We start from the raw sequence: 21,132 nt of genomic DNA on the forward strand, positions 1-21,132 counted from the left end.
CGGCGATCCAGCGCACCCCGCGCAGCCAGGTCGCGGCGACGAAACCGGCCAGGTCGGTGGTGGCCCCCCCGCCGACACCGCCGCCCCGGACGCCGCGCACACGGCCGTCGCGGTGCTGCTCATCGGCCCGGCCGGCGCCGGCAAGACCAGCGTCGCGCGCCACTGGGCCGACACCCGCCGGGTGCCGACCGCGCACATCAGCCTCGACGACGTCCGCGAATGGGTCCGGGCCGGCTTCGCCGACCCGCAGGCCGGCTGGAACGACCACTCCGAGGCGCAGTACCGCCTCGCCCGCCGCACCTGCGGCTTCGCGGCCCGCAACTTCCTCGCCAACGGCATCTCCTGCATCCTCGACGACGCCGTCTTCCCCGACCGGCCGGTCGTCGGCCTCGGCGGCTGGAAGCGGCATGTGGGCCCCGGCCTGCTGCCGATCGTGCTGCTGCCCGGTCTGGAGATCGTCCTGGAGCGCAACGCCCGGCGCAGTGGCAACCGCCGGCTCTCCGACGAAGAGGTGGCCAGGATCCACGGGCGGATGGCCGGCTGGTACGGCTCGGGACTGCCGATCATCGACAACTCCCAGCACGATGTCGCCACGACGGTACGGGTCCTGGACGATGTCGTGGCCCGCAGCATCGCCAGCCCGCCCACCTGGTAGCGGCCGGTACCCCGGGCGGCCCCGCTCGACCGGCCGCCTCGGGAGAGCCGCCGTACGCTCGTGATATGTCCGAGTTGTACGCGGCCCGACGCATGAAGCTGCGCGACCGCGTAGCCGGGGCCGGAAGTGCCGCCGCACTGATCTCGCGCCCCGCGAACGTCCGCTATCTCACCGGCTGCGCCCCGTCCGGCGCCGCGCTGCTGCTGGGCCCCGCCGTCGACGTGCTGCTGTGCGGCAGGCCGCTGAGCGGCGATCCCGCCGAGGGCCGGCCGGCCGACGACGTACGGGTGTCGGTCCTGCCGACCCGGGGCGGCGACCCGGTGGTGGCCGGCGCCGACCTGGCCGCGAAGGCCGGTGCGGACACCCTGGCCGTCGAGGAGCACCATCTGACCGTCACCCGCCACCGTGCGCTCTCCCAGGTCGCGCCCCGGCTGCACCTGACCGACCTGGCCTGCGCGGTCGAGGCGCAGCGGCTGGTGAAGGACGACGACGAGATCGCGTGTCTGCGGATCGCCGCCGAGATCGCCGACCAGGCCCTGGGCGAGCTGCTCGAATCCATCCTGGTCGGGCGCACCGAGCGGCATCTCGCGCTGGAACTGGAGCGCCGGCTGGTCGACCACGGTGCGGACGGCCCGGCCTTCCCCACCTCCGTCGCGACCGGCCCGAACGCCGGCCGCCCCGGACACCTGCCCACCGACCGACGGGTCGAGGAGGGCGATTTCCTCAGTGTCTGCCTGGGCGCCAACTACCGCGGCTACCGCTGCGAGATCGGCCGTACCTTCGTCATCGGCACCACCCCCGAGGACTGGCAGATCGAGCTGTACGATCTCGTTTTCGCAGCCCAGCGCGCCGGGCGCGAGGCGCTGGCGCCGGGTGTGGAGTGCCGGGAGGTGGACCGGGTGACCCGCTGCGTGCTGGACGCGGCGGGGTACGGCGAGCGCCTCGGACCGTGGACCGGGCACGGCGTGGGACTCGAAATCGACGAGGACCCTCAGTTGTCCCCTGCCGCCATGGGTAAACTGGACGCTTGCGTGCCGGTCACCGTCGAACCGGGGGTTCACCTCCCGGGCCGAGGGGGTGTCCGGATCGACGACACACTCGTCGTCCGCCCCGAGGCGGACGGCGGGCCCGAGCTACTCACGATCACGACCAAGGAGCTGCTCGCACTCTGAACCGCAGGGTTCGGGGCTGCGCCGCTCCCGGGTCCCACCACCTGCAGTCCAGGAGATTCCGCAACCGTGGCATCCACGAACGACCTCAAGAACGGCATGGTGCTCAAGCTCGACGGCGGCCAGCTCTGGTCCGTCGTCGAGTTCCAGCACGTCAAGCCCGGCAAGGGCCCGGCCTTCGTCCGCACCAAGCTCAAGAACGTGCTGTCCGGCAAGGTGGTGGACAAGACCTTCAACGCCGGTGTGAAGGTGGAGACGGCCACCGTCGACAAGCGCGGAATGCAGTTCTCGTACATGGACGGCGACTACTTCGTCTTCATGGACATGGACACCTACGACCAGCTGCACGTCGACCGCAAGGCCGTCGGTGACGCCGCCAACTACCTGATCGAGGGTTTCGAGGCGGTCGTGGCGCAGCACGAGGGCGAGGTGCTCTACGTCGAGCTGCCCGCCGCCGTCGAGCTGACCATCAAGCACACCGAGCCCGGCGTGCAGGGCGACCGGTCCACCGGCGGCTCCAAGCCCGCCGAGCTGGAGACCGGCTACTCCATCCAGGTGCCGCTCTTCATCACCACCGGCGAGAAGATCAAGGTCGACACCCGCACGGGCGACTACCTCGGCCGGGTGAACAGCTAACCGTGGCTGCCCGCACCAAGGCCCGTAAGCGCGCCTTCCAGATACTCTTCGAGGCCGACCAGCGCGGTGCCGATGTGCAGTCCGTGCTCGCGGACTGGATGCGGCACGCCCGGACCGACCCCCGGCAGCCGCCGGTGAACGAATACACCCTGCAGCTGGTCGAGGGGTACGCGGACCAGGTCACCCGCATCGACGAGCTGATCTCCACCTACGCGGTCGACTGGGACCTGGACCGGATGCCGGCGGCCGACCGCAGCATCCTGCGCCTGGGCGCCTTCGAGCTGCTCTGGGTGGACGACACTCCGGACGCGGTGGCGATCGACGAAGCCGTGCAGCTCGCCAAGGAATTCTCCACGGACGATTCCCCGGCCTTCGTCAACGGCCTCCTCGGCCGGCTCAAGGAGCTGAAGCCGAGCCTGCGCCGCGAGGAGCAGTAGGCGCTCGGCAGAGCGTGTGAACGGGCCCGGAGTGAAGGGATCTGCTCCGGGCCCGTCGCATGCCCGCAGAACGCCGCCAGGGGCCCTCCCCGGTGGCACCGCGCGGCGGCGGTCCACCGCCGCCCGCCGGCCGGAACGCCGAACCGCCGCCCCGGAAACCCGGAGCGGCGGCACGTTTCTGCAGGTGGGAGGGGGTCAGAGCTCGTCGTGCTGCACGGCGCGGCGGGCATCGGCGTCGAGCACGCCCCAGCTGATCAGCTGCTCGGTCAGCACCGAGGGCGACTGGTCGTAGATGACGGCAAGGGTGCGCAGGTCGTCCTGGCGGATCGAGAGGACCTTGCCGTTGTAGTCACCGCGCTGGCTCTGGATGGTGGCGGCGTAGCGCTGCAGCGGGCCGGCCTTCTCCTGCGGGACATGGGCCAGGCGCTCGAGGTCGAGCACCAGCTTCGGCGGCGGCTCGGCCGCGCCGCCCGGTGTCGTACCCGGCAGCAGCTCCTGGACCGGAACGCCGTAGAAGTCCGCCAGTTCGGCGAGGCGCTGCACGGTCACGGCACGGTCGCCGCGCTCGTACGAACCCACGACCACGGCCTTCCAGCGGCCCTGGGACTTCTCCTCGACGCCGTGGAGAGAGAGGCCCTGCTGGGTGCGGATGGCGCGGAGCTTGGCCCCGAGCTGTTTGGCGTATTCGCTGGACATATGGCTCCCCGGACGCTGTGTCGAAATGCGGCTCAGCCGCGGGCTGGTAACTCACTGTGAGGTTACGCAGCGTAATCTGACTTCGTCAAGCGGAACGGGGTAGACCCTCACCCGTCAGGGGTGCGGACGGGCGCTGACGGGGGTCCTGCTAACCTGACTGCGTAATTCCGACGTCCTTTAAGGTCCGTCCCGTGAGGCGGAGAAGGAGGTCCGTTTCGTATGGACGCACACACTTCCGACGCAGGGGTCCAGCTCCCCGCGCGGCCGGTGCTCGAAGGCCCGGACATCGCGCGCATGCTCACCCGCATCGCCCATGAGATCGTCGAGCGCGCCAAGGGCGCGGACGATGTGGTGCTGCTGGGAATCCCCACCCGCGGCGTCTTCCTCGCCCGGCGGCTGGCCGCCAAGCTCGAAGAGATCACCGGCCGCGCGGTGCCGGTCGGCTCGCTCGACATCACGATGTACCGCGACGACCTGCGCCTGGGCCCCGCCCGCACGCTCGCCCGCACGGACATCCCCGCCGACGGCATCGAGGGCCGGCTCATCCTGCTCGTCGACGACGTCCTGTTCTCCGGGCGCACGATCCGCGCCGCGCTGGACGCCCTGGGCGACATCGGGCGGCCGCGCGCCGTGCAGCTGGCGGTCCTCGTCGACCGCGGCCACCGCGAACTGCCGATCCGCGCCGACTACGTGGGCAAGAACCTCCCCACGTCGCTGCGGGAGACGGTCAAGGTCCAGCTCACCGAGGAGGACGGCCGGGACGCCGTGCTGCTCGGCGTGAAGCACACCGCACCGGCCGGCGAGCGCTAGCGCCTCACGCAGGGACCCGGTGACCCCGGGCCCGCAGGCATGCCCGTTCGACGGACATCCCCGTACACCTCCTTCACTCACGGAGAACACCGGATGAAGCGTCACCTCATCTCGGCCGCCGACCTCACCCGCGACGACGCCGTCCTGATCCTCGACACCGCCGAGGAGATGGCCCGGGTCGCCGACCGGCCGATCAAGAAACTCCCCACGCTGCGCGGACGCACGGTCTGCAACCTCTTCTTCGAGGACTCGACCCGGACCCGGATCTCGTTCGAGGCCGCCGAGAAGCGGCTCTCCGCGGACGTGATCAACTTCGCCGCCAAGGGGTCCAGCGTGTCCAAGGGCGAGTCCCTCAAGGACACCGCCCAGACGCTGGAGGCGATGGGCGTGGACGCCGTCGTCATCCGGCACAGCGCCTCCGGCGCCCCCTACCGGCTCGCCACCTCCGGCTGGATCGACGCCCCGGTCATCAACGCCGGCGACGGCACCCACCAGCACCCCACCCAGGCCCTGCTCGACGCCTTCACCATGCGGCGCCGGCTCATCGGTCCCGACGCCGGGCTGGGCCAGGACCTCGGCGGGAAGCGCATCACCCTGGTCGGCGATGTGCTGCACAGCCGGGTCGCCCGCTCGAACGTCGACCTGCTGCACACCCTCGGCGCCGAGGTCACGCTGGTCGCGCCGCCCACCCTGGTGCCGGTCGGCGTCGAGACCTGGCCCTGCGAGGTGTCGTACGACCTCGACAGCGTGCTGCCGAAGTCCGACGCCGTGATGATGCTGCGGGTGCAGCGCGAGCGCATGAACGCCGCCTTCTTCCCGACCGAGCGCGAGTACTCGCGCCGCTACGGCCTGGACGGCCACCGGATGGCCCGGATGCCGGAGCACGCCCTGGTGATGCACCCCGGCCCGATGGTCCGGGGCATGGAGATCACCGCCGAGGTCGCCGACTCCGACCGCTGCACGGTCGTCGAGCAGGTCACCAACGGGGTCTCCGTCCGCATGGCCGTCCTGTACCTGCTGCTGGGCGGCAACGAGCCCGCCGTGACCCACCCCCGTACCGAGGAGAAGTAAGACCATGAGCAAGATTCTGATCCGCGGTGCGCAGGTGCTCGGCGGCGAGCCGCAGGACGTCCTGATCGACGGCGAGCTCATCGAGGCCGTCGGCAGTGGCCTGTCGGCCGAGGGTGCCCAGGTCATCGAGGCCGGCGGGCAGGTGCTGCTGCCCGGCCTCGTCGATCTGCACACCCATCTGCGCGAGCCCGGGCGGGAGGACTCCGAGACCGTCCTGACCGGCACCCAGGCCGCGGCGAGCGGCGGCTACACCGCCGTGTTCGCCATGGCCAACACCTTCCCGGTGGCCGACACCGCCGGCGTCGTCGAGCAGGTCTACCGTCTCGGCCGGGAGCACGGCTACTGCGATGTGCAGCCGATCGGCGCCGTGACGGTCGGGCTGGAGGGCAAGAAGCTCGCCGAGCTGGGCGCCATGCACGAGTCCGCCGCCGGGGTCACCGTCTTCTCCGACGACGGCAAGTGCGTCCACGACGCCGTGATCATGCGGCGCGCCCTGGAGTACGTGAAGGCCTTCGGCGGCGTCGTCGCCCAGCACGCCCAGGAGCCGCGGCTCACCGAGGGCGCCCAGATGAACGAGGGCATCGTCTCCGCGGAGCTCGGGCTCGGCGGCTGGCCGGCCGTCGCCGAGGAGTCGATCATCGCCCGGGACGTGCTGCTCGCCGAGCACGTGGGCTCCCGGGTGCACATCTGCCATCTGTCGACCGCGGGCTCCGTCGAGATCGTGCGCTGGGCCAAGTCCCGCGGGATCGACGTGACGGCCGAGGTCACCCCGCACCACCTGCTCCTCACGGACGAGATGGTGCGCACCTACAACCCCGTCTACAAGGTCAACCCGCCGCTGCGTACCGAGCGCGACGTCATGGCGCTGCGCGAGGCCCTCGCCGACGGCACCATCGACATCGTCGCCACCGACCACGCCCCGCACCCGCACGAGGACAAGGACTGCGAGTGGGCCGCGGCCGCCATGGGCATGGTGGGCCTGGAGACCGCGCTGTCGGTCGTCCAGCGGACGATGGTGGAGACCGGCCTGCTGGACTGGGCGGGCGTCGCGGACCGGATGTCGGTCAAGCCCGCGCGGATCGGCGGGGCCGCCGGCCACGGCCGTCCCATCTCGGCCGGTGAGCCCGCCAACCTCACCCTCCTCGATTCCGCTTACCGTGGAGAGGTGGACCCCGCGGGCTTCGCCTCCCGCAGCCGCAACACCCCCTACGAGGGCCGTGAGCTGCCGGGACGCGTCACCCACACCTTCCTGCGGGGCCGGGCAACGGTCGTCGACGGGAAGCTGGCGTGACTCCTTCACTGTTCCACCTGGCCGCGGCACAGCAGTCCGCACCGGTCACCGACTGGGCGGCTCGGATCGGCTGGGTCGTCGGACTGCTGGTCTTCGTCGCCTTCGTCTACTGGCTGATGCGCCAGGGCTGGAAGTGGCGCGGCACGCTCCAGGGCGATCTGCCCGAGCTGCCGACCACCCCCGAGGACCCGGGCGAGCCGCGGCTCCGGCTCAGCGGCCGCTACCACGGCTCCACCACCGCCGGCCAGTGGCTCGACCGGATCGTCGCGCACGGCCTGGGCGCCCGCAGCCGCGTCGAGCTGACCCTCACCGAGCAGGGTCTGGACGTCGTACGGCCCGGCGCCACGGACTTCTTCGTGCCGGCCGCCGCCCTGCGCGGCGCCCGCCTGGACAAGGGCATCGCCGGCAAGGTCCTCACCGAGGGCGGGCTGCTGATCGTCACCTGGGAACACGGCGGCAAGGAGCTCGACTCGGGCTTCCGCTCCGACCGGTCCGCCGAGCACGCCGCCTGGGTCGAGGCCCTCACCACGCTGAGCACCACCCCGTACACCACCGAGCACACCGAAACGGAAGGCGCACGATGACGACCTCCACCAGGGGTTCCGCCCACGGCACAAGGGGGCTCCCCGCCGTACTCGTCCTGGAGGACGGCCGCAGCTTCCGCGGCCGCGCCTACGGGGCCGTGGGGGAGACCTTCGGCGAAGCGGTGTTCTCCACCGGCATGACCGGCTACCAGGAGACGCTGACCGACCCCTCGTACCACCGCCAGGTCGTCGTCATGACCGCCCCGCACATCGGCAACACCGGTGTGAACGACGAGGACCCCGAGTCGCAGCGGATCTGGGTCGCCGGCTACGTCGTCCGCGACCCCGCCCGCATCCCCTCCAACTGGCGCTCGGTGCGCTCCCTGGACGACGAGCTGGTCGCCCAGGGCGTCGTCGGCATCAGCGGTGTCGACACCCGCGCGCTCACCCGCCACCTGCGCGAGCGCGGTGCGATGCGGGTCGGCATCTTCTCCGGCGAGGCGCTGCCCGACGCGGGCGTCATGCTCGCCAAGGTGCGCCAGGCCCCCGAGATGCAGGGCGCCGACCTGTCCACCCAGGTCGCCACCAAGGAGTCCTACGTCGTCCCGGCGATCGGCACGAAGAAGTTCACCGTCGCCGCGATCGACCTGGGCATCAAGGGCATGACCCCGCACCGCATGGCCGAGCGCGGCATCGAGGTGCATGTGCTCCCCGCCACCGCCACCGTCGAGGACGTCTACGCCGTCAACCCGGACGGGGTGTTCTTCTCCAACGGCCCCGGCGACCCGGCCACCGCCGACCACCCGGTCTCCGTCATGCGGGGTGTCCTGGAGCGCAGGACGCCGCTGTTCGGCATCTGCTTCGGCAACCAGATCCTGGGCCGTGCGCTGGGCTTCGGCACCTACAAGCTCAAGTACGGGCACCGCGGCATCAACCAGCCGGTGCAGGACCGCACGACCGGCAAGGTCGAGGTCACCGCGCACAACCACGGATTCGCCGTCGACGCCCCGCTCGACACCGTGTCCGACACCCCCTTCGGCCGCGCCGAGGTCTCCCACGTCTGCCTCAACGACGACGTGGTGGAGGGCCTCCAGCTGCTCGACCAGCCGGCCTTCAGCGTCCAGTACCACCCCGAAGCCGCCGCGGGTCCGCACGACGCCGCGTACCTCTTCGACCGCTTCGTATCCCTGATGGAGGGCCAGCGTGCCTAAGCGCACCGATATCCAGTCCGTCCTGGTCATCGGCTCCGGCCCGATCGTCATCGGCCAGGCCGCCGAGTTCGACTACTCCGGTACCCAGGCGTGCCGGGTCCTCAAGTCCGAGGGCCTGCGCGTCATCCTGGTGAACTCCAACCCGGCGACGATCATGACCGACCCGGAGATCGCCGACGCCACCTACGTCGAGCCGATCACCCCGGACTTCGTCGAGAAGATCATCGCCAAGGAGCGCCCGGACGCCCTGCTGCCCACCCTGGGCGGCCAGACCGCGCTGAACACCGCGATCTCGCTGCACGAGGCCGGCACCCTCGACGCGTACGGCGTCGAGCTGATCGGCGCCAACGTCGAGGCGATCAACAAGGGCGAGGACCGCGACCTGTTCAAGGAGGTCGTGGCGGAGGTCAACAAGAAGATCGGCCACGGCGAGTCCGCGCGCTCGGTCATCTGCCACTCCATGGACGACGTCCTCGCCGGCGTCGACGAGCTCGGCGGCTACCCGGTCGTGGTCCGCCCCTCCTTCACCATGGGCGGCGCCGGCTCCGGCTTCGCGCACGACGAGGAGGAACTGCGCCGGATCGCCGGTCAGGGCCTGACGCTCTCCCCGACCACCGAGGTGCTCCTGGAGGAGTCCATCCTCGGCTGGAAGGAGTACGAGCTGGAGCTGATGCGCGACAAGAACGACAACGTCGTGGTCGTCTGCTCCATCGAGAACTTCGACCCGATGGGCGTGCACACCGGCGACTCGATCACGGTCGCCCCGGCGATGACGCTCACCGACCGCGAGTACCAGACCCTGCGGGACGTCGGCATCGCCGTGATCCGCGAGGTCGGGGTCGACACCGGCGGCTGCAACATCCAGTTCGCGGTCAACCCCGACGACGGCCGGGTGATCGTGATCGAGATGAACCCACGCGTCTCGCGCTCCTCGGCGCTGGCCTCCAAGGCCACCGGCTTCCCGATCGCGAAGATCGCCGCCCGGCTCGCCGTCGGCTACACCCTCGACGAGATCCCCAACGACATCACCGAGAAGACCCCGGCCTCCTTCGAGCCGACCCTCGACTACGTCGTCGTCAAGGTCCCGCGGTTCGCCTTCGAGAAGTTCCCGGTCGCCGACGCCACGCTGACCACGACCATGAAGTCGGTCGGCGAGGCCATGGCGATCGGCCGCAACTTCCCCGAGGCGCTCAACAAGGCCCTGCGCTCGCTGGAGAAGAAGAGCAGCCAGTTCGACTTCGTCAGCGCGCCCGGTGACAAGGCGGCGCTGCTGGAACGCGCGCAGGTCCCCACCGACGGCCGGATCAACACCGTCATGGAGGCCGTCCGCGCCGGCGCCACCCCCCAGGAGGTCTTCGACGCCACGAAGATCGACCCCTGGTTCGTCGACCAGCTCTTCCTCATCAAGGAGATCGCCGACGAGATCGCGGCCGCCGAGAAGCTCCACCCGGAAATCCTTGCGGACGCAAAGCGCTACGGCTTCTCCGACGCCCAGATCGCGGGCATCCGCGGGCTGCGCGAGGACGTCGTGCGCGAGGTCCGGCACGCCCTCGGCGTCCGCCCGGTCTACAAGACGGTCGACACCTGCGCCGCCGAATTCGCCGCGAAGACGCCGTACTTCTACTCCTCCTACGACGAGGAGACCGAGGTCGCGCCCCGCGAGAAGCCGGCCGTGATCATCCTCGGCTCCGGCCCCAACCGCATCGGCCAGGGCATCGAGTTCGACTACTCCTGCGTCCACGCCTCGTTCGCGCTCAGCGACGCCGGCTACGAGACCGTGATGGTCAACTGCAACCCCGAGACCGTCTCGACGGACTACGACACCTCCGACCGCCTGTACTTCGAGCCGCTGACGCTGGAAGACGTGCTGGAGATCGTGCACGCCGAGACCCAGGCCGGCCCGGTCGCCGGCGTCGTCGTCCAGCTCGGCGGCCAGACCCCGCTGGGACTGGCGCAGGCGCTCAAGGACAACGGCGTGCCGATCGTCGGCACCTCGCCCGAGGCGATCGACCTCGCCGAGGAGCGCGGCGCGTTCGGCCGGGTGCTGACCGAGGCCGGGCTGCCGGCCCCCAAGTACGGCACCGCCTTCTCCTTCGACCAGGCCAAGCGGATCGCCACCGAGATCGGCTACCCGGTCATGGTCCGGCCCTCGTACGTGCTCGGCGGCCGCGGCATGGAGATCGTCTACGACGAGCCCTCGCTGGGCGAGTACCTCACCCGCCACGCCGGCCTGATCGACCGCCACCCGGTGCTCATCGACCGGTTCCTCGACGACGCCATCGAGATCGACGTCGACGCGCTCTACGACGGCCACGAGCTCTACCTCGGCGGCGTCATGGAGCACATCGAGGAGGCCGGTATCCACTCCGGCGACTCCGCCTGTGCGCTGCCCCCCATCACCCTGGGCGGCTTCGACATCAAGCGGCTGAGGGCATCGACGGAGGCCATCGCCAAGGGCGTCGGCGTCCGCGGCCTGATCAACATCCAGTTCGCGATGGCCGGCGACATCCTCTACGTGCTGGAGGCCAACCCGCGCGCCTCCCGTACGGTGCCGTTCACCTCGAAGGCCACCGCGGTGCCGCTGGCCAAGGCCGCTGCCCGGATCTCGCTGGGCGCCACCATCGCCGAGCTGCGCGCCGAGGGCATGCTGCCCAAGACCGGCGACGGCGGCACCCTGCCGCTGGACGCGCCGATCTCCGTCAAGGAAGCCGTCATGCCCTGGTCGCGGTTCCGCGACATCCACGGCCGCGGTGTGGACACCGTCCTCGGCCCGGAGATGCGCTCCACCGGCGAGGTCATGGGCATCGACTCGGTCTTCGGCACCGCCTACGCCAAGTCGCAGACCGGTGCGTACGGCGCACTGCCCACCAAGGGCCGGGCGTTCGTCTCCGTCGCCAACCGCGACAAGCGCTCGATGATCTTCCCGGCCCGGGAGCTGGTTGCGCACGGCTTCGAGCTGCTCGCCACCTCCGGCACCGCCGAGGTGCTGCGCCGCAACGGCATCAACGCCACCGTGGTGCGCAAGCAGTCCGAGGGCGAGGGCCCGGAGGGCGAGAAGACCATCGTCCAGCTGATCCACGCCGGCCAGGTCGATCTGATCGTCAACACCCCGTACGGCACCGGCGGCCGGCTCGACGGCTACGACATCCGTACCGCCGCCGTCGCCCGCGGCGTCCCGTGCCTGACCACGGTCCAGGCGCTGGCCGCCGCCGTCCAGGGCATCGAGGCCATGTCCCGCGGAGATGTGGGGGTGCGTTCCCTCCAGGAACACGCCGAACATCTCACCGCGGCCCGCGCGGAGTAGGGACCGGGAGGGGGACACCGAGGCGGTGTCCCCCTCTTCGTGAGCCCCGCACCCGCTCCACGAGCCCCCGACTCCTCACCGCGGAAGGTCCCGCCCGACGATGTACCGCCTGTTCTTCGCCCTGTTCTTCCGGCGCATGGATGCCGAGAAGGCCCACCACCTGGCCTTCCGCTGGATCCAGCTGGCCGTGCGCCTCCCCGTGCTGCGCACCTTCCTCGCGGCCGCCCTCGCCCCCCGCTACAAGGAGCTGCGCACCGAGGCCCTCGGCCGCCGGATGCACGGCCCCTTCGGGCTGGCCGCCGGCTTCGACAAGAACGCCGTCGCCATCGACGGCATGACCATGCTCGGCTTCGACCATGTCGAGATCGGCACGGTCACCGCCCAGCCGCAGCCGGGCAACCCCAAGAAGCGCCTGTTCCGCCTCGTACCGGACCGTGCGCTGATCAACCGGATGGGCTTCAACAACGACGGCTCGGCGTCCGTGGCGGCGCGTCTGGCGGCCCGCAACCCGGTCTTCCCGGCCACCGTCGGCGTCAACATCGGCAAGACCAAGGTCGTACCGGAGGACGAGGCCACCGCCGACTACGTCACCTCCACCGAGCGGCTCGCCCGCCACGCCGACTACCTGGTCGTCAACGTCTCCTCCCCGAACACGCCGGGGCTGCGCAACCTCCAGGCCGTCGACCAGCTGCGCCCGCTGCTGACCGCGGTGCGCGAGGCCGCCGACCGCACGGTCACCGACCGCCGGGTCCCGCTCCTGGTCAAGATCGCACCGGACCTCGCCGACGCGGACGTGGACGCGGTGGCCGACCTCGCCGTCGAACTGGGCCTGGACGGGATCATCGCCACCAACACCACCATCGCCCGCGAGGGCCTGGGCCTGACCTCCGACCCGGCGCTGATCGCCGAGACCGGCGGGCTGTCCGGCGCGCCGGTCAAGGCCCGCTCCCTGGAGGTGCTGCGCCGCCTCTACGCCCGCGTCGGCGACAAGATCACTCTCATCGGGGTCGGCGGCATCGAGAACGCCGAGGACGCCTGGCAGCGCATCCTCGCCGGCGCCACCCTGGTCCAGGGCTACAGCGCCTTCATCTACCAGGGCCCGTTCTGGTGCCGCGCGATCCACAAGGGACTGGCCGCCCGCCTGCGCAACAGCCCCTACGCCACCCTCGCCGAGGCCGTCGGCGCCGAGCACAAGAAGGTGACCGCATGACCGCCCGCCCGTCGCCCGACCACCACCCCTCACCGAGGCCCTCCGGGCCGCAGCATTCGTCTGCAGACCCCTTCGGGGCCCGCCCGTCGCCCGACCACCACCCCTCACCGAGGCCCTCCGGGCCGCAGCATTCGTCTGCAGACCCCTTCGGGGCCCGCCCGTCGCCCGACCACCACCCCTCACCGAGGCCCTCCGGGCCGCAGCATTCGTCTGCAGACCCCTTCGGGGCCCGCCCGTCGCCCGACAACCACCCCTCACCGAGGCCCTCCGGGCCGCAGCATTCGTCTGCAGACCCCTTCGGGGCCCGCCCGTCGCCCGACCACCACCCCTCACCGAGGCCCTCCGGGCCGCAGCATTCGTCTGCAGACCCCTTCGGGGCCCGCCCGTCGCCCGACCCCTTCGGCGCCCGCCTGCGCCGCGCCATGGACGAGCGCGGTCCGCTCTGTGTCGGCATCGACCCGCACGCCGCGCTGCTGGCCGACTGGGGCCTGAACGACGACGTCGCCGGCCTGGCGCGGTTCACCCGCACCGTCGTGGAGGCCCTCGGCGAGTCGGTGGCCGTCTTCAAGCCACAATCCGCGTTCTTCGAGCGCTTCGGCTCGCGCGGCCTGGCCGTCCTGGAGACCGCCGTCGCCGAGGCCCGCGAGCGCGGCGCCCTGGTCCTGATGGACGCCAAGCGCGGCGACATCGGCTCCACCATGGCCGCGTATGCCGCGACCTACCTCGACCCGGCCTCCCCGCTGTTCTCGGACGCCGTCACGGTCAGCCCGTTCCTGGGCTACGGCTCGCTGCGCCCGGCCGTCGACCTGGCCCGGGAGAACGGCTGCGGGCTGTTCGCCCTCGCCCTCACCTCCAACCCGGAGGGCCAGGAGGTCCAGCGCGCGGTCCGGGCCGACGGCAGCACCGTCGCGTCGACCATGCTCGGCCACCTCGCCGCCGAGAACGCCGGCGCCGAGCCGCTGGGTTCCTTCGGCGCGGTCGTCGGCGCCACGCTCGGCGATCTCTCCTCGTTCGACCTGGCGATCAACGGCCCGCTGCTCGCCCCCGGCATCGGCGCCCAGGGCGCCACCCCCGCCGACCTCCCGACCGTCTTCGGGGACGCGGTGCACAACGTCCTGCCGAGCGTCAGCCGGGGGGTGCTGCGGCACGGTCCGGACGCCGCGGCACTGCGCGCGGCGGTGGACCGATTCACCGGCGAAGTGCGCACCGCGCTCGCCTGAACGCCGTCCGACGGGGACTTTGGTCCCGAATTGTCCTGGTCAGCAGAGTCTGACCAGGACTTTTCGTCTGTTCTCGCTGACTCCGGAGCCCTCGCCCGCTAGTCTCCGACGAGAGCAGTGCACGTAAGCGCGTTGCTCGTTGCTCCGCAGGTGCGGGGCGACTAGGTTCCACACCGGTCCGTATCCGACAGTTCGACATCCGAGGTGACGTAGGCGTGGCTCTTCCGCCCCTTACCCCTGAACAGCGCGCAGCCGCGCTCGAGAAGGCCGCCGCGGCTCGCCGGGAGCGCGCCGAGGTCAAGAATCGGCTCAAGCACTCCGGTGCTTCCCTCCATGAGGTCATCAAGCAGGGCCAGGAGAATGACGTCATCGGCAAGATGAAGGTCTCCGCCCTCTTGGAGTCCCTGCCGGGCGTCGGCAAGGTCCGCGCCAAGCAGATCATGGAACGGCTCGGCATCTCCGAGAGCCGCCGAGTCCGGGGGCTCGGCTCCAACCAGATCGCGTCGCTGGAGCGCGAGTTCGGCAGTACTGCTTCCTGAATTTTCCGGCACTACCGGGAAGCTGGAATAATCGCGGCATGAGTTCTGCAGTCTCCCGGGGGACGACCCCCGAGCCCCCGGCCAGACAACCGCGGCTGACCGTGCTCTCCGGCCCCTCCGGGGTCGGTAAGAGCACGGTCGTCGCGCATATGCGCAAGGTCCACCCCGAGGTCTGGCTCTCGGTCTCGGCCACGACCCGCAAGCCGCGCCCCGGGGAACAGCACGGCGTGCAGTACTTCTTCGTCGACGACGTGGAATTCGACAAGCTGATCGCCAACGGTGAGCTGCTCGAATGGGCCGAATTCGCCGGCAACCGCTACGGCACCCCCCGCAAGGCGGTGCTGGACCGGCTGGAGGCCGGCGAGCCGGTCCTGCTGGAGATCGATCTGCAGGGCGCCCGCCAGGTACGCGAGTCCATGGCGGAGGCCCATCTGGTCTTCCTCGCCCCGCCGAGCTGGGACGAGCTGGTCCGCCGGCTCACCGGCCGGGGCACGGAGGCGCCGGAGGTCATCGAACGTCGGCTGGCCGCCGCCAGGGTCGAACTGGCAGCGGAGAAAGAGTTCGATGTGACCCTTGTCAATACCTCCGTCGAGGACGTCAGCCGCGAGCTGCTAGCCTTGATGCTGCATCGATCCGAGGAGCGGAACACCAGCGGCTGACCCCGCCGAGCTTCACCGGCCCCGGATCGTCCACGATTTTGCGCCATTCCGTACGACCAGGCGCATGACCCAGGCTTCATCCCCTTTCGGAAGGCAGAGAGTGTCCTCTTCCATCACTGCACCCGAGGGCATCATCAACCCGCCCATTGATGAGCTTCTCGAGGCCACCGATTCGAAGTACAGCCTCGTGATCTACGCCGCCAAGCGCGCGCGCCAGATCAACGCGTACTACTCGCAGCTCGGCGAGGGCCTGCTGGAGTACGTCGGCCCCCTGGTGGACACGCACGTCCACGAGAAGCCCCTGTCGATCGCGCTGCGCGAGATCAACGCGGGTCTGCTGACCTCCGAGGCCATCGAGGGCCCCGCGCAGTAGGCAGCACAGCAGTACCGTTCATCGAGGCCCGGCGGCGCGTCCGCCGGGCCCTTGGTGTGTCATAGGGGCATACAGGCACACGGACCGAGCCCGGGGAGCGGCGAAGCGATGGACAAGCGGGAGCGGGAGCGGCCCAGGGTCGTCCTGGGGGTCAGCGGCGGGATCGCCGCGTACAAGGCGTGCGAGCTGCTGCGGCGGCTGACCGAGTCCGGGCACGACGTACGTGTCGTGCCGACCGCCTCGGCGCTGCACTTCGTCGGCGAGGCCACCTGGTCGGCGCTCTCCGGCAACCCGGCCGGCACCGAGGTCTGGGAGTCCGTCCACGAGGTCCCGCACGTCCGGATCGGCCAGACCGCCGATCTCGTCGTGGTCGCCCCCGCCACCGCCGACATGCTGGCCAAGGCCGCCCACGGTCTCGCCGACGATCTGCTGACGAACACGCTGCTCACCGCGCGATGTCCGGTGGTCTTCGCCCCGGCGATGCACACCGAGATGTGGGAGAACCCCGCCACCCAGGAGAACGTCGCCACCCTGCGCCGTCGCGGTGCACTCGTCATCGAGCCCGCGGTCGGCCGGCTGACCGGTGTCGACACCGGCAAGGGCCGCCTCCCCGACCCGGCCGAGATCTTCGAACTCTGCCGCCGGGTGCTGGCCCGCGGCCCGCGGGCGGCCGAGCGGGATCTCGCCGGCCGCCATGTGGTGGTCAGCGCGGGCGGCACCCGCGAACCGCTGGACCCGGTCCGCTATCTGGGCAACCGCTCCTCGGGCATGCAGGGCTATGCGCTCGCCCGCACCGCGGTGGCCCGCGGCGCCCGGGTCACCCTCGTCGCCGGCAACACCGAGCTGCCCGATCCGGCCGGCGTCGACGTGGTCCGTATCGGCACGGCCCGTCAGCTGCGCGAGGCCGTACTGAAGGCTGCCGCGGAGGCCGATGCGGTGGTCATGGCCGCCGCCGTGGCCGACTTCCGGCCCGCCGTCTACACCACCGGCAAGATCAAGAAGGTCGACGGCCAGGAACCGGAGCCGGTAACTCTAGTGAGAAATCCAGACATCCTGGCCGAGCTCTCCGCGGAGCGGGCCCGTCCGGGCCAGGTCGTGGTCGGCTTCGCCGCCGAGACCGACGACGTGCTCGCCAACGGCCGCGCCAAACTCGCCCGCAAGGGCTGTGACCTGCTGGTCGTCAATGAGGTCGGGGAGCACAAGGCCTTCGGCTCGGCCGGGAACGAAGCGGTGATCCTGGCGGCCGACGGCGCCGAGACCCCGGTGCCGTACGGACCCAAGGAAGACCTGGCCGATACGGTCTGGGACCTGGTGGCTCCGCGCCTGGCCGATACCGAACGCTGAGACGCGCATCCGGCCTCCGGAAACACCCCTTCGGCCGTACAAAATCGGGCGTGTCCCCTTGACCCGCCCCATTCTCAAGGTGATCGTCCTACCGTGAGTCGCGGTGTCCCAGGTCACGAGGGGTCCATAAATCGAGACTGCGTGTCCGAACGCCGCATACGACCGATAAACTGGCGAGTGGATCGGGCCGAGCGCAGCTCTCGGCCCTTCCGCCAATGATCAGCCAGCAGCCGCTGCAACCCCAGGGAGCGATGTGTCCCGCCGCCTCTTCACCTCGGAGTCCGTCACCGAGGGCCACCCCGACAAGATCGCTGACCAGATCAGCGACACCATCCTCGACGCTCTCCTCAAGGAGGACCCGACCTCCCGGGTCGCCGTGGAGACGTTGATCACCACCGGCCTGGTGCACGTGGCCGGCGAGGTGACCACGAAGGCGTACGCCGACATCCCCAACCTCGTCCGCAACAAGATCCTGGACATCGGTTACGACTCCTCCAAGAAGGGCTTCGACGGCGCTTCCTGCGGCGTCTCGGTGTCCATCGGCGCGCAGTCCCCGGACATCGCCCAGGGTGTCGACACCGCGTACGAGAACCGCGTCGAGGGCGACGACGACGAGCTGGACAAGCAGGGCGCGGGCGACCAGGGCCTGATGTTCGGCTATGCCTGCGACGAGACCCCGGAGCTGATGCCGCTCCCGATCAACCTCGCGCACCGGCTCTCCAAGCGCCTCTCCGAGGTCCGCAAGAACGGCACCATCCCCTACCTCCGCCCCGACGGCAAGACCCAGGTCACCATCGAGTACGACGGCCACAAGGCCGTCCGCCTCGACACCGTCGTGGTCTCCTCGCAGCACGCCAGCGACATCGACCTCGACTCGCTGCTGGCGCCCGACATCCGCGAGTTCGTCGTCGAGCACGTCCTCAACCAGCTCGTCGAGGACGGCATCAAGCTGGACACCGACGGCTACCGGCTGCTGGTCAACCCGACCGGCCGCTTCGAGATCGGCGGCCCGATGGGTGACGCCGGCCTCACCGGCCGCAAGATCATCATCGACACCTACGGCGGCATGGCCCGTCACGGCGGCGGTGCCTTCTCCGGCAAGGACCCGTCCAAGGTCGACCGCTCGGCCGCCTACGCGATGCGCTGGGTCGCCAAGAACGTCGTCGCCGCCGGCCTCGCGGCCCGCTGCGAGGTTCAGGTCGCCTACGCCATCGGCAAGGCCGAGCCGGTCGGTCTCTTCGTCGAGACCTTCGGCACCGCCACCGTCGACACCGACAAGATCGAGCAGGCCATCGGCGAGGTCTTCGACCTCCGCCCGGCCGCCATCATCCGCGACCTCGATCTGCTCCGCCCGGTCTACGCCCAGACCGCCGCCTACGGCCACTTCGGCCGTGAGCTGGAGGACTTCACCTGGGAGCGCACGGACCGTGTGGAGGCGCTGAAGCAGGCCGCCGGGCTGTAAGCCCACTGCCTCGTATGAGGTGACCACGGCCCCGGACCGCCTGGCGGTCCGGGGCCGTCGGTTGTCCACAGCCACCGGTCGCTGTCCGTGCCGTCTGCTAAGACTGGTGCTGTGAGCAGGGAGAACGGGCGACCGGAGGCGGGGGCGTCGGATGCGGGCGAGCAGTTGGCCCTCATCCGCGAGGCCGTGCGGGAGAACAAGGCCGGGCGCGCGAAGCCGCGGACCTGGCGGGGCGCCGAGCTCGCGGCACAGCTGCCGGTGGCGCGGGTGCTGGTCGACAAGGGCCTGGTGCACCTCGACCGGTATTTCGACTATGCGGTGCCCGCGGCGATGGACCAGGAGGCGCAGCCCGGGGTGCGGGTGCGGGTGCGGTTCGGCGCGGGGGAGAAGGGCGGCCGGCGCGAGGGCGGCAAGCTGGTCAGCGGATTCATCGTGGAACGGGTCGCGGAGAGCGACTACCGCGGGGTGCTGGCGCCGATTGCCCAAGTGCTGTCGTCGGAGCGGGTGCTGACGCCGGAGCTGCTGGGGCTGTGCCGGGCGGTCGCGGACCGCTATGCCGGCTCGCTGGCCGATGTGGTGCAGCTGGCGGTCCCCCCGCGGCGGGCGCGGGCCGAGGCCAAGCCCTCGCCTGCCCCACAGCCGCCCAACGCCCCACCGGAACCAGGGAGTTGGGAGCGTTACGGCGCTGGCCCCGGGTTTTTGACGGCGCTGACGCGCGGGGACGCCCCGCGGGCCGTGTGGACCGCGCTCCCCGGAGCGACCTGGCCGCAGGAGCTGGCGCGGGCGGCCGCCGCGGCGCTGGCGGGCGGGCGTGGCGCGCTGGTGGTGGTGCCGGACGGGCGGGCCGCGGCGCGGGTGGACGCGGCGCTCGGCGAGCTGATCGGGACGGACCGGCATGTGCTGCTCACCGCCGATGCCGGACCGGAGGAGCGCTATCGCCGCTGGCTGGCGGTGAGCCGGGGCGCGGTGCGGGCCGTGGTCGGGACGCGCGCGGCGATGTTCGCCCCGGTCGCCGATCTGGGGCTGGTCGCCCTCTGGGACGACGGGGACGCCAGCCACAGCGATCCCCATGCGCCCCAGCCGCATGCCCGCGAGGTCCTCATCCAGCGCTCGGTCAACGAGCGCGCCGGCTTCCTGCTGGGCGGGCTGAGCTGCACCGTCGAGGCGGCGCAGCTGGTCGAGACCGGCTGGGCGCGCCCGCTGGCCGCCGAGCGCGAGCAGGTGCGGGCCGCGGCGCCGCTGGTGCGTACGGTCAGCGACGGTGACGAGGCGCGGGACGCCGCCGCGCGGGCCGCCCGGCTGCCGACGATGGCCTGGCAGCTGGTGCGGGAGGGGCTGCAGCGCGGGCCGGTCCTCGTCCAGGTGCCGCGCCGCGGATATGCGCCCCGGCTGTCGTGCGAACGGTGCCGTACCCCCGCGCGCTGCCGGGCCTGCGCGGGCCCGCTGGAATCGCAGCACGCGGGCGATCTGCTCTGCGCGTGGTGCGGACGGCCGGAGCCCGACTGGCATTGCGGCGAGTGCGGTGGCGCGCGGCTGCGGGCCCGGGTCGTGGGGGCGCGGCGCACGGCGGAGGAGCTGGGCCGGGTCTTCCCGGCGGTACCGGTGCGCACCTCGGGGCGGGACCATGTGCTGGCGACGGTGCCGGACGCCCCCGCGCTCGTGGTGAGCACACCGGGCGCGGAGCCGGTGGCGGCGGGCGGCGGGTATGCGGCCGCGCTGCTGCTGGACGGCTGGGCGCTGCTCGGGCGGCCGGATCTGCGGGCCGGGGAGGAGGCGCTGCGCCGCTGGCTGGGCGCCGCCGGGCTGGTCCGCGGTCAGGCGGCAGGGGGCACGGTCGCGGTCATCGCGGAACCGACGCTGCGGCCGGTGCAGGCGCTGGTGCGCTGGGATCCGGTCGGCCATGCGGTCCGCGAGCTGGCCGAGCGGGCCGAGCTGGGCTTCCCCCCGGTGTCGCGGATGGCCTCCGTGACCGGCCGGTCCGAGGACGTCACCGAACTGCTGCGGTCCGCCGAACTCCCCGCCGGTGCCGAGGTGTTGGGCCCCGTACCCCTTCCCGTACCGGACCCCGCCCGCCCGCGTCGGCCGGGCGACCCGCCGGCCGGCGAACAGTGGGAGCGGGCGCTGGTACGCGTCCGCCCGGGTCAGGGCGCGGCGCTCGCCGCGGCGCTCAAGGCCGCCCGCGCGGCCCGGATGGTCAAGCGGGAGGGGGAGGCCGTACGGGTCCGGATCGATCCACCCGATCTCGGGTGACACCGCTCGGTGCGCGGGACGGCTTCGGCGCTCGTGACCCCGCCATCCCGCCAGCCGCCATCCCGCCATCCGCCATCGCGCCCCGTCGTACGGCAGCCATGCCACGGCACGGCCCGGCCCGATCCGCCCCGGACATGACGCCGCCCCGGGACCGGTGTCGGGGGCGGTCCCGGGGCGCTGGCGGGCGGCGCGTGGGCGCTCGGCGTGACCAAACAGGCGGTGCACCGCCGTTATGGCGGCCGCAGAGCCGCCGCGCAGCCCGCCGCGGACA

The 21,132-nt window shown here is 71.6% G+C and carries 19 protein-coding genes and 1 pseudogene; 18 read left to right on the forward strand and 2 right to left on the reverse strand.

Annotated elements, in window-relative coordinates; genetic code table 11:
• On the reverse strand, positions 1–100 hold a 100-nt coding region (locus EST92_RS22595; RefSeq protein WP_254068964.1), incomplete at its 3' end, for a hypothetical protein.
• Between EST92_RS22595 and EST92_RS22600 the strand changes: the two are divergent.
• The 4 genes and pseudogenes from EST92_RS22600 to nusB all read left to right on the forward strand — a co-directional run.
• A pseudogene (locus tag EST92_RS22600) lies at positions 80–655 on the forward strand (AAA family ATPase); the annotation flags it as partial. The gene EST92_RS22595 and the pseudogene EST92_RS22600 overlap by 21 nt on opposite strands.
• Before the next feature lie 65 nt (positions 656–720).
• Complete coding sequence (locus tag EST92_RS22605; RefSeq protein WP_129282673.1) at positions 721–1,827, forward strand: aminopeptidase P family protein; 1,107 nt, start codon at positions 721–723, stop codon at positions 1,825–1,827.
• A gap of 66 nt (positions 1,828–1,893) precedes the next feature.
• Positions 1,894–2,460 carry an elongation factor P gene (gene efp, locus EST92_RS22610; protein WP_129245034.1) on the forward strand — a complete coding sequence of 189 codons (567 nt, stop codon included), beginning with the start codon at positions 1,894–1,896 and terminating at the stop codon, positions 2,458–2,460.
• A 2-nt stretch (positions 2,461–2,462) separates the two neighbouring features.
• Entirely contained in the window at positions 2,463–2,897 is a 435-nt protein-coding gene (gene nusB, locus EST92_RS22615) for a transcription antitermination factor NusB (RefSeq protein WP_129245032.1), read from the forward strand.
• A 195-nt stretch (positions 2,898–3,092) separates the two neighbouring features.
• Here the strand turns inward: nusB and bldD are convergent, their stop codons facing one another.
• Positions 3,093–3,593, reverse strand: a complete 501-nt coding sequence (bldD, locus tag EST92_RS22620) for a transcriptional regulator BldD (RefSeq protein ID WP_093482219.1) — start codon at positions 3,591–3,593, stop codon at positions 3,093–3,095.
• A 219-nt stretch (positions 3,594–3,812) separates the two neighbouring features.
• On the opposite strand from bldD, the gene pyrR reads away from it, so the two are divergent.
• The 14 genes from pyrR (at position 3,813) to EST92_RS22690 (ending at position 20,861) form a co-directional block, all read left to right on the forward strand.
• A complete protein-coding gene (gene pyrR / locus EST92_RS22625; RefSeq protein ID WP_006607458.1) occupies positions 3,813–4,403 on the forward strand; it encodes a bifunctional pyr operon transcriptional regulator/uracil phosphoribosyltransferase PyrR in 591 nt (196 codons plus the stop codon).
• A gap of 93 nt (positions 4,404–4,496) precedes the next feature.
• A complete protein-coding gene (locus tag EST92_RS22630; protein ID WP_129282674.1) occupies positions 4,497–5,474 on the forward strand; it encodes an aspartate carbamoyltransferase catalytic subunit in 978 nt (325 codons plus the stop codon).
• 4 nt (positions 5,475–5,478) lie between these two features.
• Positions 5,479–6,765, forward strand: coding sequence for a dihydroorotase (locus EST92_RS22635; protein WP_129282675.1), 1,287 nt, complete (start codon positions 5,479–5,481; stop codon positions 6,763–6,765).
• Positions 6,762–7,349 (forward strand): hypothetical protein, encoded by a 588-nt coding sequence (locus tag EST92_RS22640; protein ID WP_129282676.1) that lies wholly within the window; start codon positions 6,762–6,764, stop codon positions 7,347–7,349. The genes EST92_RS22635 and EST92_RS22640 overlap by 4 nt, the downstream gene beginning before the upstream one ends.
• A complete protein-coding gene (gene carA, locus EST92_RS22645) occupies positions 7,346–8,500 on the forward strand; it encodes a glutamine-hydrolyzing carbamoyl-phosphate synthase small subunit (RefSeq protein WP_129282677.1) in 1,155 nt (384 codons plus the stop codon). Before EST92_RS22640 ends, carA begins: the two co-directional genes overlap by 4 nt.
• Positions 8,493–11,804, forward strand: coding sequence for a carbamoyl-phosphate synthase large subunit (gene carB / locus EST92_RS22650; RefSeq protein ID WP_129282678.1), 3,312 nt, complete (start codon positions 8,493–8,495; stop codon positions 11,802–11,804). Before carA ends, carB begins: the two co-directional genes overlap by 8 nt.
• Before the next feature lie 100 nt (positions 11,805–11,904).
• Complete coding sequence (locus EST92_RS22655; RefSeq protein ID WP_129282679.1) at positions 11,905–13,014, forward strand: quinone-dependent dihydroorotate dehydrogenase; 1,110 nt, start codon at positions 11,905–11,907, stop codon at positions 13,012–13,014.
• A 410-nt stretch (positions 13,015–13,424) separates the two neighbouring features.
• Positions 13,425–14,234, forward strand: coding sequence for an orotidine-5'-phosphate decarboxylase (pyrF, locus tag EST92_RS22660; protein WP_129282682.1), 810 nt, complete (start codon positions 13,425–13,427; stop codon positions 14,232–14,234).
• Positions 14,235–14,449: 215 nt separating this feature from the next.
• A complete protein-coding gene (locus EST92_RS22665) occupies positions 14,450–14,773 on the forward strand; it encodes an integration host factor (RefSeq protein ID WP_006607450.1) in 324 nt (107 codons plus the stop codon).
• Between the two features lie 38 nt (positions 14,774–14,811).
• Positions 14,812–15,432 (forward strand): guanylate kinase, encoded by a 621-nt coding sequence (gmk, locus tag EST92_RS22670; protein WP_129245007.1) that lies wholly within the window; start codon positions 14,812–14,814, stop codon positions 15,430–15,432.
• A gap of 100 nt (positions 15,433–15,532) precedes the next feature.
• Positions 15,533–15,805: a DNA-directed RNA polymerase subunit omega gene (rpoZ, locus tag EST92_RS22675; RefSeq protein WP_005319902.1), complete on the forward strand. Its 273-nt coding sequence runs from the start codon at positions 15,533–15,535 to the stop codon at positions 15,803–15,805.
• A 108-nt stretch (positions 15,806–15,913) separates the two neighbouring features.
• A complete protein-coding gene (gene coaBC / locus EST92_RS22680) occupies positions 15,914–17,149 on the forward strand; it encodes a bifunctional phosphopantothenoylcysteine decarboxylase/phosphopantothenate--cysteine ligase CoaBC (protein WP_129282680.1) in 1,236 nt (411 codons plus the stop codon).
• 253 nt (positions 17,150–17,402) lie between these two features.
• Positions 17,403–18,611 carry a methionine adenosyltransferase gene (gene metK, locus EST92_RS22685; RefSeq protein ID WP_006607446.1) on the forward strand — a complete coding sequence of 403 codons (1,209 nt, stop codon included), beginning with the start codon at positions 17,403–17,405 and terminating at the stop codon, positions 18,609–18,611.
• Positions 18,612–18,722: 111 nt separating this feature from the next.
• Positions 18,723–20,861 (forward strand): primosomal protein N', encoded by a 2,139-nt coding sequence (locus tag EST92_RS22690; protein WP_129282681.1) that lies wholly within the window; start codon positions 18,723–18,725, stop codon positions 20,859–20,861.
• The last annotated feature ends 271 nt before the right edge of the window (positions 20,862–21,132 follow it).

Source organism: Streptomyces sp. TM32, assembly GCF_004122755.1.
GTDB lineage: Bacteria > Actinomycetota > Actinomycetes > Streptomycetales > Streptomycetaceae > Streptomyces > Streptomyces sioyaensis.